This is a genomic window from Daeguia caeni, assembly GCF_042653845.1.
GTDB lineage: Bacteria > Pseudomonadota > Alphaproteobacteria > Rhizobiales > Rhizobiaceae > Brucella > Brucella caeni.
The window spans coordinates 1-13,369 of record NZ_JBHSEL010000102.1 but is presented as its reverse complement, the minus strand read 5'-3'; the positions used below and the strand labels follow the sequence as shown (position 1 = coordinate 13,369).

Sequence of the window (13,369 nt, the reverse complement as noted above, 5' to 3'; positions counted from 1 at the left end):
GTCACAAGCTTGGATGCTCATCTCCTCAATCAGGCGAATGACGAGGCGTATCGCAAAAATGAAATTTTGAGTCGGGCTCTAAGAGGAATACTTTTTTAAGAAATAGAAGTCTTACCTTTCGCAAAAGTTGAAAAATTTCTATGCACATTACTGACAACACAAGCAAGCCGGGCTACATTCTGACGATGTCTGTACTTCCAATATGCCTTCTATCGCCGCCATGATGCAGGGCCATTTTGCTCTCTGCAAAGCAGATCCTGTTTTGAAGTCAGTGTGAGATCAACAAGCCATTTTTTTATATCGCATGAGAATTGGCAAGGTCTGTTGCCTGGGAATACGCCTGGGCAGACTTTCTGCGATCGCTGTATCAATGTGCCTGATGAGGCAATCCTGATCAAAGGGGTGCAAATAGCCGGTCACAGGTGGCTTCGTATTCTCATCAAGATTATCGAGCCAGTTTAGTAACTGGGGCAAATCATGAAACATATCCCCATGTATGAGGCTGGCATTCAGCGCAGCGACCGCAGAACAATCAAAAATCGCGCAGGGTTTACCCAGCATTTCAAAATCCAGAATGGACGTTCCGACTGTGGCAATCCCTGCGCGACAACTGGCAACCAACTCAGTCAGCGAATACAGATTATTATCTGCCTCTCCAACGATTTCGACATTACTATACGTCTCTGGCGCTGCCTTAATTTCATCGACTAATTGGCGTAACATTGAAAAACCAGACAATTCGGCCGGATGCGGTTTCCAGATGAAATTTACATGTGTCCGAGCGGTAAAAAGCTGTCTCAAAAGGCATAACAAATTCTGGCGTTCTTCCTCAGCGTATATGTGCCAGTTTGAATTGGTTGCCACCAGGATTGAAGACATCATTTCGTTTTTCGCAGGCGGACGATTTGGCTTGTAGCGTGGATAACCAATTTCATTTTCTCCATGCCATCTAAGCTGTTTGTCGGCGACTGTGGTGACTGGCATGCTGATCCCGGTCGCATTGGAAAAACCCTGCTCCAGACTATCATCCGTAAAATTGATGCCCCACTGAAAAAGCCCATGCTGAACATCAAGAACTGGAATACCCAGTTCTTGCATCAGTGCAGTCAATATAAGCACACTCTCATGAGCAGGATGCGGTAAACAGCCGAATGTCAGAGCCGCAGCCATCTGCGGCGCATTCAAAATAGCGAAGGACAATTCCGTAGAAAACCGCACGCCTAGGCGGCGAAATGTGGAGCGGGATCTGTCGTCAATTGATGGAACATAAACGAAAAAGTCATATGCTTTGATGGCTTCAACGGAAGCGGCAAAAATATCGACTGCGTTGGTTCCGGTCAGAAACACACCGATAATCGGTCGATACTGTTCACAAAGTGTTGTCGAACAGACAAGCCCCTTCATAACGAAGACACCCTCAAACTATCGAATAGCTGTCAGATCAATTATACTATCGTCCATTTTGACCAGTTTTTGGGGCCATGATGGGCGTACTCTTCGATAATATTTATACGAACTTTCCAGTCTTTGTTCACGACAGTCAAGCCCTATGAAATCACAACATTGTATAAGCTGTGATTATTGTAAGAAACAACAAATAATTTAATAAAACTACACCAATCAGCAAGTTTATACTTGTTTAATATAATATAAAATTGATCAACAATGCCAAGCCCATCCCATTCCTGAATAGAGTTTGATGCGAATATGTGGACCGCAACGCGTTAGAAGCAGGTGATGTGTGCCATTACGCCTTGCCCTTGAATTTGTAGGGACACCGCGCATGAAAGGCCTGCGCCAAAATATTGATTGTTACCGTATATTTTCATCTGCGCCGAACACTGCTGGCCGTTGAGCGCTGACATGAGTGTGACGCACTCTGTGGCTGGAACAGCTATGACACCCTTTATCATACGGCTGAAAACTGGCAGCAATCTGCCCATGCCGCAAGGATCTGCCCTCGTAATTCGCCTGCAGGAAGCAGAAGACATTGTCTCCTGCATTCATGCCGGCATATTGGGTGGCCATGTTTGTTTTGCTATGACAACACGTGCCAAGCCAGCCCTTGTCTCAATGCGTCATCCGCATCGTGATCGGGTTGTCAACGTGAGGTCAGTCAGCTTGATCCTGAGCACGCAACATGAAGGCGCCACCGGCTGCCTGAACGGCAAGGCTACCGAATTCGATGCCGGATTCCAGCGCCTTGTGCGCATCGTGACCATCCAGCCATGCATGGATGAAACCCGCATTGAACGCATCGCCTGCGCCGGTTGTATCAACCACCGGCACGTCATTGGCGGCCATGTGAATGTCAACCGCACTGGTGCGTAGCCATGCGCCTTCGCCGCCTCCCTTGAGGGCTACGACAGGAAAATGCCGCGCCAACACATCAAGCGCCTTCATTGGATCGTCAAAACCTGTAATGGCGCGCGCTTCCTCGAAATTGGGCAGAAAAATATCGACATCCTGACAGGCCGACAGGAAGCCCGGATCATAGATCAGCGTTTCGTCCCAGCTTGGATCAAGCGAGACGGAAAACCCGGCCGCCTTGGCCTGCTGCACCAATCCCGGAATCTCATGCAATGTGGCAAATTCGGCAATGTGCAGATGACCAGCTTCTTTCCACTGCAAGGCTTCTTCTAGCGTTGATGGACGCGCAGTGCCTGCCCGGCGCGACAGGAAGGCGCGATCATTGCCAATGACACTTGCCACGGTTACCTGCGGGCCAGCATCATCAGCACGCTCAAGAAACCGCAGGTCTATACCATTAATCTTCAGTTCCGGTTCCAGTCCGCGCGACAGGCTGTCAAAGCCGAGCCGCGCAACCAGAGCCACGGCCCGACCAGCATGAGCAAGATGCGCCGCGGAGATGAAAGCCCCTCCTCCGGCAGCCATCCGAATATCCTCGGCAAAAACCTCACGCCCCAACTGTGGCAAGGATGGCAGGCCGGTGAATATCAGATCGCAATAAATCCGCCCGAGACAAAGAACGGCCGGGCGCTTGAAATGTGCAGGCATCATAGTCTTCCCAGGCTCTTCTCGGTCTTGGCATCAAACAGATAAAGGCTACCCGCAGGCGCGGAAACGGTCAGTTCGACGCCCGTGGGCGGAATGATTTTTCCAAGCGCCGTGGCGATCACCGATGTACCGTTGATATCGAGATGAACAAGCGTTTCAGATCCTAGCGGCTCTACGGCCGTAACCATGCCTGTGAGCGACAGCCCCTCCTCTATCGGTTCCGTCACTTTCAGATCATGCGGACGGACACCGACCAGAATATCGCCATCGGGGGTGATATCCACACCCGTTCCATTACGACGGCCCTTGATCAGATTCATCGATGGGCTACCGATGAAGCGCGCGGTGAAAACATCGGTCGGGTTTTCATAGAGTTCCGTCGGCGTGCCGGTCTGCAGAATACGGCCATCACGCATGACGACAATCCGGTCAGCCATGGTCATGGCTTCAACCTGATCATGCGTGACATAAACGGTTGTGGTTTTCAGGCGCTGATGCAGACGCTTGATCTCAATGCGCATCTGAGAGCGAAGCTGCGCATCGAGGTTGGAGAGCGGCTCGTCGAACAGGAAAGCTGAAGGGTTGCGCACCATGGCGCGACCAATCGCAACGCGCTGACGCTGACCGCCAGAAAGGGCAGCCGGACGACGGTCGAGATAAGGTTCCAGCCCAAGTGCCTTTGCAGTTTCCTCAATGCGCTTGTTCTTTTCTTCCTTCGACAGTTTCGAGGTATAGAGACCAAAGCCAATATTCTGGCGCACTGTCATATGCGGATAGATCGCATAATTCTGGAACACCATTGCGATATTGCGCTGTTTTGGATCACGTTCGTTGACGACTTCACCGCCGATCTTCAGATAGCCATCCGAAATATCCTCAAGCCCTGCGATCATGCGCAGGGTCGTGGACTTGCCGCAGCCCGAAGGACCAACAAAAACAACAAATTCACCATCCTTGATCTGGAGGTCGATGGCCCGTACCGCCTCGACTTTGCCATAGCGCTTGACCAGCTTTTCGAGTTCGATCGTTGCCATCAGCGTGCCTCCACAAGTGCATTGAATTTTTCGTTCAGTTCGTTCGCCGCCTTTTGTTCACTGGCCTCATGCTCGGCGGCCAGCATCTTGAAGTGATCGGATTTTGCCTTATAGGCGGAAAGTGCAGCGTCCATTGCCTTTGATGCCGGCCCGCCCAGACGATCACGAACAGCGACAAAATGTTCAGGCGAGACCAGTTCCGCAAATTTTTCGTGGCTGATTGCAGGTTCGCGGCCTGCCAGTTCCCGGAAAGCTGCCAGGAAAGGCTCATAACCGTCCTGTTCCAGCCCGCCATTTTCAGCAACAACCGCGCGCGCGACCTTGCTTGCGATTTCATGTGCCTGCCGGAATGACAGGTTTTCAATGCGCACCAATGAGTCAGCCAGTTCCGTTATGGTGATGCAGGAGCGGCGGATATTTTCCGCAACACGCTTGCTGTCGATTCGTATTACCGCAATGAAGGCGGCAAGAAGATTGAGCACGCGGCCAGCCGACGCAAAGGCCTCATAGCCCATCTGCTGCGTTTCGCCCTCGCTGTCATTCATATCGGTGAATGGCGTATTGTGCATGACATCAAGCACAGTGCGCGCACGTCCCATGGTCTGGCTTGCCAGATGACGCATATGTTCAACTGGCACCGGATTGCGCTTCTGCGGCATGATGGATGAAATCTGCACCAAGGCATTGGGGACATAGATCTGGCCGACTTCAAAACTCGTCCAGAACTGGAAATCCTGGATGAGACGTCCAAGGTGCAGGAACATCAGCTCAATCGCGGAATAAGTCGATGTGATGTAATCGACCGCGGCGATGCAGCTATAGGAATTCGGCAGGGGAGCGGCAAAACCCAAAAGCTTCGCAACCCGGTCACGGTCAATCGGAAAGCCCGATGTCGTGATGGCCGCAGCCCCCATCGGCGAGAGATTGACAATCGCGCGAGCGGCCTCCAGCCTTTCCATATCGCGCAAGAGAACTTCAATCGCCGCTGAAAGATAATGGCCGAAGGTTGTTGGCTGCGCAGGCTGGCCATGGGTGTAAGCTACGATGAGCGTTGTCTTTTCGCGCTCGGCGGCAGCAATCATGCTATCCAGCAGATTGCGCGCCTGCGCCATGAGTGTATCGATGCGCTGCTTGAGGCCAAGCTTGAACAACGTATGGTCGATATCATTGCGCGAGCGCGCCGTGTGCAGGCGACCTGCAATATCTGCACCGATGCGCGCTTTCAGTTCTTTTTCGATCAGAAAAAAATAATCCTCCACTTCACCCGTATAGGTGAGCGTCGATGGATCAATTTCCCTGTCGATCGCTTCCAGCGCGCCGGCAATCATTGCAGCCTGTTTCAGGTCGAGAATGCCAGTCTCGGTCAGCATGACGAGATGGGCACGATCAATCCGGCGAAAACCATCGACATGATGTGTCTTGGCACCGTCAAAAAGCGGGCGCAGCACGGTTTCCCGATAGACCGGGTCGGGGAAGACACTGGTGTCGGATTGGCGAGGATCATTAACGGACATGGTTCACCCTTTAAGGCCAGCAAGCATGACACCGCGCACGATGTAGCGCTGGAGGAGAAGAAACACGACGAGGGTGGGAATGGTGGCGATCGCAGCACCCGTCATGATCATTTCCCACTGGATCGACGCCTCAACGGCAAAGCTCGAAAGCCCAACCGGCAAAGTGTATAGATCCGGGCTCGTGACCACGATCAGCGGCCAGAAGAATGCTGTCCAGTTACCAAGGAAAGTAAAGATGGCAAGCGCCGACAGCGCAGGCGTGACAAGCGGCATAGCCACTTTCCACCAGATCTGGAATTCATTGAGACCATCAACACGTGCAGCTTCCAGGAAATCGTTGGGAACGCCTTCGAAGAACTGCTTCATCAGGAAGGTGCCAAAGGCTGTCATCATGCCAGGGAACATGATGCCCCAGTAACTGTCGAGCCAGCCGAGCTTGCTGGACATCAGATACCACGGGATCACCAGCATTTCGGTCGGGATCATCAGCGTCGACAAAATGGCGAGGAAGATGAAATGGCGGCCACGGAATTCGAATTTGGCCAGTGTATAACCGACCAGACTGTCGAAGAAGACATTCGACAGCGTGACCACGACTGCAACGAGCATGGAGTTGAAGAACCAACGGACAAAGCGGCCGTCAGCAAGAATTGTAATATAGTTCTGCAGCGTCGGCTCGGCAGGGATGAGACGCAGGTCGTAAACCTGCCCGGCCGTCTTGAGTGAAGTCGAGAACATGAATAACAGCGGCGTGATCATGATCAGACCGCCGATGAACAGCAGAGTCCAGCTTATGATACGACCGGGCCGCAAATTCTGGAAGGGAAGTGGTTTGGTTTGAGCAGTGGCGGTCATTTCTTTTCCCTCAAGATCCAGAGCTGGAACAGAGAAACGTAAAGCAGGATCGTGAACAGAACGACGGTTTGCGCCGCCGCATAGCCCATTGCGTAAGAAGAGAAGGCGGTCTGATAGATCATCAGAACCAGAGGTTTCGTGGATCCGAGCGGTCCGCCAGGATCGAGTGTGGTCATGTTATAGACCTGGTCGAAAATACGCAGGAAGCCGATCGATGAGAACACGACGAGGAAGACCGTGGTGGGTTTCAGCAATGGGATGGTGATCTTGCGCAGGATTGCCCATTCTCCAAGCCCGTCAATGCGTGCAGCTTCGTAAAAAGTGTTTGGGATGGCGCGCAAGCCCGCCATGAAGATGATGATCTGAAAGCCAAGGCCAGCCCAGATCGCGGTTACCATGATTGAATAAAGCGCCTGATCAACCGAGCGCAGAAAACCTTGTTGCGGCAGCCCCAGCGTGCTCAGAATATTATTGATGGCCCCGATCGGCGCAGGCTGATAGAACCAACGCCAGACCCACGCCATTGCCGCTGCCGTGGTAAGATAGGGCAGGAAATAGAGAGCGCGGATAAAGCCATGCATGAAGCGCACACGATCGAGGAAATAGGCGATCGTAAAGGCGAGCACGAGACTGATCGGCGTGCCAATCAGAAGATAGGTGAAAGTATTCCTGAAAACTTTCCAGAATTCCGGATCGGTAAAGAGTTTCTGATAGTTCGCCAGACCGATGAAGGTGGGCGGATTCATCAGATCCCAATCGGTCAGGGACAGCCAGAATGCCTCTATGGTCGGATAAAAACGAATGATCGAATAGAAAAGGATCGGAAGCGCCAGAAAGCTCCATACCCAGATCAGGCGCCTGGTACGCATGGAAAGACGATCTGCGAAGCGCTTGCCCGAAGGCCCATTCGTCAAACGTCTACCTGTTTCAGCCGTCATTATCATGTGCAAGATCCTTCGGCTACGATCCCCGTCTCGCCGTGAGAAGAGCGGCGAGGCCATGCCCCGCCGCCATCACGTATCAATGTCAGTTACTTGGCTGCGTCGAGAATAGCCTGTTCAGCCTTCGCGGCCTGCTCCAGCGATTCCTTGACAGGCTGGTTTTCCAGAATGACGCGGTTTGCCATATCGACCACGATCTGGCGCTGCTTGAGTTCGTCAACGAACTTGGTGGTATGGGCGTATTCAAGACCCTTCAGGAACGGACCGTAGATCGGATCAGCCAGATTGGCTTCCGTCAGTGCAGCCGAACGGCGTGCCGGCAGCTCGCCAACTTCCTTCAACCAGATTTCCATTGCTTCAGGAGAAGAGATGTAGTCGAGGAACTTCTTGGCGGCTTCCAGCTTCTCGCCACTCGTCGTGGAGCTGATGCCGTTTGCAAAATAACTTGCATAGTTGGAGCGGACACCGTCGGCACTGGCCGGAAGCTCCGTGACACCCCAGTCGAAATCCTTGATCGTGCGGAAGGATCCGAGGCGGAACGTGCCGTCAATGGTCATTGCGGCCTTGCCAGAACGGAAAGCGGCCTGGCCTTCATCCATGAACTTGACTTCACCGACCTTCTGATCGGTCTGCAGGCCGGTATAGAAGGCAAGCGCCTTTTCACCGGCTTCATCGTTATAAGCTACCTTGCGGTCATCATCCGTGTAAGGCTGCCCACCGAACTGGCGCACGAGCACTTCACGCCACCAATGCTGATCCTGTCCCGGCATGTCGAGCGTGATGCCTTCGGAAATCAGATTGCCGGCGTCGTCGCGCTTGGTCGTCTTCTTGGCAACTTCGACCAGTTCATCAAGCGTCTTTGGCGGATTGTTCGGGTCAAGACCTGCTTCCTCGAACAGTTTTTTGTTGTAGAACAGCGCCAGCGAACGGACAGCCGTCGGCAAGCCATAATATTCATCGCCGCGCTTCATGGCCGTGACGATCGGGAAGAATTCACTTTCGATCTTGTCATGCGGGAAGGTGTCCTGCGGCAGAGGCTGGAGAATTCCGCCAGCCACGAACTTGTCGAGCCAGCCATAGAAAAGCTGCATGACGTCAGGGCTCTTGCCAGCCATTTTTGCAGCAATGACGCGCGTCTGATAGTCATCATACGGGAACGTGACATGCTTGACCTTGATGTCCGGATTAGCCTTCTCGAAATTCTCGATCAGCTTGTCCATCGCCTTGACGCGCGTATCAAACAGATACTGCCAATATTCAATTTCGACAGCCTGCGCAGCATTGATTGCGATTGCACTGAGACCTGCTACCAGACCTGCCAATAAGAGTTTTCGCATTTCATAAACCTCCCTCATGCCCGCCGACGCTCTCAAATGCGGGACCAAGCGATTGCAACGGCGCGTCGAAACAACAATGCACTCCTGCCATCGTTCGCAGCGCTCGTTTCCCCAAACCAAAATTATCGGGTGGACAGCACATGCTGCCTTGACTCTACGTTGAACGGATTCAAAAAATTGTCAATAAGATAATTTACTTGAATTAATTTATTGCTGTCAAAAGCCATTCGCCTTATCTAATACAAGGGTCAGGAGGAGCTATGGCGGCGCAACTGGAAGACGAACAATCAAGCGGAAGACCAGCCATGCATGCTGCAACTGCAAAAGATGCAGCGCTTGCGGTTACCCTTGGCAAGAACCCTGAACGCATTCGCGACCATAATCGCCGTGTCGTGCTTGATGTCATTCGCCGACATGGCCCGCTTGGCAGGATGCATATTGCCCGTCTGACACATCTGACTGCACAGGCGATTGCCAATATTGTTGACGAGCTAGTGGCAGAAAATTTTCTGATGCAACTTGGGCGGCTTAAAACAGGCCGTGGCCAACCGCCGATCCAGTTTGCCGTCAATCCGGACGGCGCCATGACAATCGGTGTCGAAATGGGCTCGACGCATATGGTGACAACTGTGCTGGATCTCGCCGGCACACCGCGTGTGCAGCATATTCGCCCCATCAAGGATGTCTCGCCTGAAAAACTCTCCCTGCAATTGCGTCATGAAGTAGATGCGGTGAAAAGATCCTTCCCCTCCCGCCTGCTTGGCATCGGTGTCGTCATGCCGGGGCCTTTCGATATTGAAGGCATGAGTTCGGTTGGTCCAACCACCCTTCCCGGCTGGTCAGGGATTGATGCGGCCGCCGTCTTGAGCGAAGCCTGCGGTGAAACCGTACTGGTGGAAAACGACGCCAATGCTGCCGCGGTTGGCGAACGCCTGTTTGGTTCCGGCCGCGCCATTTCCAATTTTGCCATGATGTATTTTGGTGCAGGCATTGGGCTTGGCATAATCCAGGATAGCGTACCCTATCGCGGTGCTTTCGGCAATGCCGGTGAAGTCGGCCATATTGTCGTCAGGCCCGGCGGACGACAGTGCGCCTGCGGGCAGCATGGTTGTCTTGAAACCTATGCCTCTGTTTATGCCCTGCGCGAAAAACTGGCTGCTGCCGGCATTGAGGCAACAGAGTTTGAGACAATTGAAAAACTCCATCAACAACGTCACCCAATATTGCTTGAGTGGCTCGATGAAGCTGCCGCTTATCTGGCACCGATGATCGCGATGATCGAAAACATTCTTGATCCCGAGACAATTATCTTGGGTGGCATGCTGCCCGATGCCATCATTGATGACCTGATAGGACATATGGGAAGGCTGCCAATCTCCATCGCCAGCCGGCGCGTCCGGGCCCTGCCGCGCGTCATCCGCGGCCAGACAGGCCAGTTTACCGCAGCGCTTGGCGCCGCAGCCTTACCCATGTTCGAGGCCATGACACCCAAGCTGGACACAAATTCCGAAACCTGACACATCAATAACTGCTCAATTTAGGCAACCATCTCCAGCCACCAAACAGGTGCCCGAAGTGGATCAGACTTGCAACCATTGTGGCAAATGACGTGCGGCAATGCCGGTGGTTGCCGCCGCTGCACAATCTGCAATACTGCCAAAACGCACTGCCCGGCCTGACAGACCGGGCCCATAATGGGCATATTTGCCTGAATTCGTCATCAATGTTCTGGCAGCAACCGGAAAGACAGGTTCTGAAATCGAGCACCAGCACAAATCCGGTATGACCTTCACACCTGATGCCTCCAGCCGTTGCAGTGTTCCATCCGCCTTCGCTGCAGCGGTGATTGCACGCCCTGCCGTGATGATCGTCGTCACGGCAACCTTTTTGCCATTCAGGGCATTGGCAAAGGATCGGCACTCTTCCAGTGAAGCATGAGGGCTGCCAATGGCGACAAGATCGATCGTTTCGGGCCCTTCGTTCAATAGACGCCAGCCATCCGCCATTTGCGACACGGCAATATGCACGTCATCTGCATCTGGCAAAACAAGATGGGCTTCAGGCGTTACCCCCTCAACATGCAGCATCGGGGCGGCAGACGTCGTGCCGAAAGCAGCACAAAGCGCCTTCATGTTTTCCGAACTGGGCAGAACCTTATCGAGCCCCCGTAATAACGGAATGCGATCCGGCGAGACTTTGCCGGCAAGATAGCCGATCAATGGCCAGAATGCGTCATCAATCCCTTCAGGCGCATCAATATGGATAATGCGCTGCGCCTTCCTGTTCTCTTCGAGATAGACGCCAGCCAGGGGCGCGCGCCCTGTAATCGCAATACAAAGATCAAGAAAATCCGGATGCTTTGCCGTACGTGCGCCAAGCACTGAATTGGCATAGATCACCGCATTGCTTTCAGCCCAGGCAATCATGTCGCCCTGAACGGGTGAAGTTTCAAGCAGATAGGGCGAGCAGGTAAAGGTATTGCGGCATCCCATGCGCACATAGGCATCAGCAAGCCTTGCTGCCGGTGCCCCAAAATTTGCCGGAACCCCTTGCTCCTGCCAGTTCTCGCGATCGACGGAAATGGCGTTCATGGTGGTCGGCACACGGACGCGAGCGCCCATATCTGCCATTTTTTCAGCAAAGATCAGATTTGCCCGGCTTGCGTAAATACAGCCATCAATATGCGCCTGAACCACATCAATCAGTCGCGTCGCGCCCTGATTGGAAGCCATGGCACAGATGATTTCCATCGCAAGTTTTGTCACCTCGCCATCCCGGCCCGCAAGCATGGCCTGATCCCTTTCAGATAGATCAAGCGTGCCGGCCTCTATCCGGGCTAATCTGATCGTGAGATTAGGGGATGTTATCGCATCAGGCGATATCGCAGCTTCCTTTTCCGCTGCAAGCCTGTGCCATGCCTCCGGCTCAAGGCGCAGGACTGACACGGTTTTCGCAAACATCTTGGCTGCAATCAACGCTCCAAGTGTTACCACATCCTCCGGCTGCGAAAAGATCAGCGCCGCAGGAGCAAGGCCATTCAGAGCCAGATCAAGCAATACGCCGGACCCTGTGCAGGAACCGCGCGTCGATGGCATCATCAGAACCATTCCGGCAATCGATTGGCCATGCAGCGGATGATAAATATCAATGATCTTGCCCGTAGCAGGATCAACTCCACCCCAGAAACTGATTGGCTCATTGGTTGCAAGGATCGGGCCCTTGGTATGATCGGCCAGAATGCTGCGGGCTGATAGGTTCATGTAAGCGACTACTATTGTTGCTGTGCGACGACACAAAAGGAAAGCTGAGGATCAGCCTATGCCACAAGTTCCGGCAGCATCAAAGCCTTGCTTCTGGCCCCGACAAAATATGACCGCACCCTCCAGATGACCTCTGCCGACCCGCTGCAGCCACCAACATCCCGGATTATTTTCTCCCGCTGGATGCTGCTGCAGATCGCGATTGCGCCACAGGACTATTGCTTGAGTGTAGGGGTCACACCCCATGTATCCGAAAGCATATATCCGGTTGGATAGGGATCTTCCGGATCAAGAAGATAGGTATGGTTTCCGGTAATCCATGCCCGGCCGGTGATCTGCGGGATGATGGACGTGAAACCATTCTCTTCCCGGACATCCAGAATCTTGCCGGTGAAGGTTGAGCCAATAATGGAAGAATGGATCAGCGTGTCTCCCTTTTTCATCAGCCCCCGCGCCTGAAGAACAGCCATGCGCGCGGAAGTTCCCGTGCCTGTCGGGCTGCGGTCGGATCGGCCCGGTGACACAATGCAGCTATTGCGCGTCACCTTGCCACTGCCTTCATAGGGCATGGCAAACTGGACGATGGAAACACCGCGCACATTGGGAAACTGTGGATGCACCACATCAAATTGTTCGCGCGCCGCCTTGCGGATTTTTTCACCCAATATGGCAAGGTCGCGCGCTTCATCCGGCCTGACCTCAAAACCGAGTGACTTTGCCTCAACAATGGCGAAGAACATTCCGCCATAGGCAATGTCGACTTTTATGGTTCCCAGCCCTTCGACTTCGAGCGCGGCATCCAGACGCTCGGCAAAAGCCGGCGCGTTCTTGAAAGTAATCGACCGACATTTCCCGTCTGAACATTCTGCCATAACCTCGATAATGCCGCCGGGCATATCCAGCTTGAATGTTGTCACAGGCTCCTGCATGGGCACCATGCCGGTTTCCAGAAGCACAGTCGCAACGCAAATGGTGTTTGAGCCTGACATGGGAACATATTCGGTTGGCTCCATGATGATGGCGCCTGCCGCACATTCCGGATTGATTGCAGGAACGATGAGATTGACATGACGCGCTACAGAACCGCGCGGCTCGCAGATCAGAAACTGGCGTATATGATCATAATGCGCTTCCATGTTGATCATACGTTCCATCATCGTCTTTCCCGGTGGCGTCAATACCCCGCCGACAATGACATCGCCGATTTCCCCTTCGGCATGACAACCGACTACATGGATGGCAAGTTTTGATCGCATCAGATCCCCCAGATTTATGCCGTATCCTGTCCTGAATGATAGCCGTCCTGATGGTTCTGAAATTCTTATGTGTGAACCGCCCCGGGTTTGCCGGAGACCGTTTGGTTTAAGTTATGCGACCATAGCTGGTGCGTCCAGCATGGCGTAGTATCGC

Annotated in this window: 10 protein-coding genes; 1 reads left to right on the top strand and 9 read right to left on the bottom strand. The window is 53.3% G+C overall.

From position 1 onward, the window contains the following. Positions 1–279: 279 nt before the first annotated feature. The 7 genes from ACFO1V_RS10325 to ACFO1V_RS10295 all read right to left on the bottom strand — a co-directional run bounded on the left by ACFO1V_RS10325 (position 280) and on the right by ACFO1V_RS10295 (position 8,699). On the bottom strand, positions 280–1,404 hold the full coding sequence (locus ACFO1V_RS10325; protein ID WP_374834387.1) for a hypothetical protein: 1,125 nt from the start codon (positions 1,402–1,404) through the stop codon (positions 280–282). Positions 1,405–2,112: 708 nt separating this feature from the next. Next, positions 2,113–3,021: a carbohydrate kinase family protein gene (locus tag ACFO1V_RS10320; protein ID WP_374834385.1), complete on the bottom strand. Its 909-nt coding sequence runs from the start codon at positions 3,019–3,021 to the stop codon at positions 2,113–2,115. Next, positions 3,018–4,052 (bottom strand): ABC transporter ATP-binding protein, encoded by a 1,035-nt coding sequence (locus ACFO1V_RS10315; RefSeq protein WP_374834383.1) that lies wholly within the window; start codon positions 4,050–4,052, stop codon positions 3,018–3,020. The genes ACFO1V_RS10320 and ACFO1V_RS10315 overlap by 4 nt, the downstream gene beginning before the upstream one ends. After that, positions 4,052–5,566, bottom strand: a complete 1,515-nt coding sequence (gene argH, locus ACFO1V_RS10310; RefSeq protein WP_374834381.1) for an argininosuccinate lyase — start codon at positions 5,564–5,566, stop codon at positions 4,052–4,054. Before argH ends, ACFO1V_RS10315 begins: the two co-directional genes overlap by 1 nt. A 3-nt stretch (positions 5,567–5,569) precedes the next feature. Then, on the bottom strand, positions 5,570–6,421 hold the full coding sequence (locus tag ACFO1V_RS10305) for a carbohydrate ABC transporter permease (RefSeq protein ID WP_374834379.1): 852 nt from the start codon (positions 6,419–6,421) through the stop codon (positions 5,570–5,572). Next, positions 6,418–7,290, bottom strand: a complete 873-nt coding sequence (locus ACFO1V_RS10300; protein WP_374834377.1) for a carbohydrate ABC transporter permease — start codon at positions 7,288–7,290, stop codon at positions 6,418–6,420. The genes ACFO1V_RS10305 and ACFO1V_RS10300 overlap by 4 nt, the downstream gene beginning before the upstream one ends. A 161-nt stretch (positions 7,291–7,451) precedes the next feature. Beyond that, positions 7,452–8,699, bottom strand: a complete 1,248-nt coding sequence (locus ACFO1V_RS10295) for an extracellular solute-binding protein (protein WP_374834375.1) — start codon at positions 8,697–8,699, stop codon at positions 7,452–7,454. Positions 8,700–9,004: 305 nt separating this feature from the next. Here ACFO1V_RS10295 and ACFO1V_RS10290 point away from each other — a divergent pair, with 305 nt between their 5' ends. Beyond that, a complete protein-coding gene (locus ACFO1V_RS10290) occupies positions 9,005–10,216 on the top strand; it encodes an ROK family protein (protein WP_374834389.1) in 1,212 nt (403 codons plus the stop codon). A 63-nt stretch (positions 10,217–10,279) separates the two neighbouring features. On the opposite strand, the gene lhpI is transcribed toward ACFO1V_RS10290, so the two are convergent. Continuing rightward, complete coding sequence (lhpI, locus tag ACFO1V_RS10285; protein WP_374834373.1) at positions 10,280–11,959, bottom strand: cis-3-hydroxy-L-proline dehydratase; 1,680 nt, start codon at positions 11,957–11,959, stop codon at positions 10,280–10,282. Positions 11,960–12,174: 215 nt separating this feature from the next. Further along, positions 12,175–13,215, bottom strand: a complete 1,041-nt coding sequence (locus ACFO1V_RS10280; protein WP_374834371.1) for a proline racemase family protein — start codon at positions 13,213–13,215, stop codon at positions 12,175–12,177. Positions 13,216–13,369: the final 154 nt, after the last annotated feature.

What these genes read in the sequence shown, in the direction of transcription:
- ACFO1V_RS10325 (WP_374834387.1), bottom strand. Translation starts at nt 1,404, where the DNA reads ATGAAGGGGCTTGTCTGTTCGACAACACTTTGTGAACAGTATCGACCG.
- ACFO1V_RS10320 (WP_374834385.1), bottom strand. Translation starts at nt 3,021, where the DNA reads ATGATGCCTGCACATTTCAAGCGCCCGGCCGTTCTTTGTCTCGGGCGG.
- ACFO1V_RS10315 (WP_374834383.1), bottom strand. Translation starts at nt 4,052, where the DNA reads ATGGCAACGATCGAACTCGAAAAGCTGGTCAAGCGCTATGGCAAAGTC.
- argH (WP_374834381.1), bottom strand. Translation starts at nt 5,566, where the DNA reads ATGTCCGTTAATGATCCTCGCCAATCCGACACCAGTGTCTTCCCCGAC.
- ACFO1V_RS10305 (WP_374834379.1), bottom strand. Translation starts at nt 6,421, where the DNA reads ATGACCGCCACTGCTCAAACCAAACCACTTCCCTTCCAGAATTTGCGG.
- ACFO1V_RS10300 (WP_374834377.1), bottom strand. Translation starts at nt 7,290, where the DNA reads ATGCGTACCAGGCGCCTGATCTGGGTATGGAGCTTTCTGGCGCTTCCG.
- ACFO1V_RS10295 (WP_374834375.1), bottom strand. Translation starts at nt 8,699, where the DNA reads ATGCGAAAACTCTTATTGGCAGGTCTGGTAGCAGGTCTCAGTGCAATC.
- ACFO1V_RS10290 (WP_374834389.1), top strand. Translation starts at nt 9,005, where the DNA reads ATGCATGCTGCAACTGCAAAAGATGCAGCGCTTGCGGTTACCCTTGGC.
- lhpI (WP_374834373.1), bottom strand. Translation starts at nt 11,959, where the DNA reads ATGAACCTATCAGCCCGCAGCATTCTGGCCGATCATACCAAGGGCCCG.
- ACFO1V_RS10280 (WP_374834371.1), bottom strand. Translation starts at nt 13,215, where the DNA reads ATGCGATCAAAACTTGCCATCCATGTAGTCGGTTGTCATGCCGAAGGG.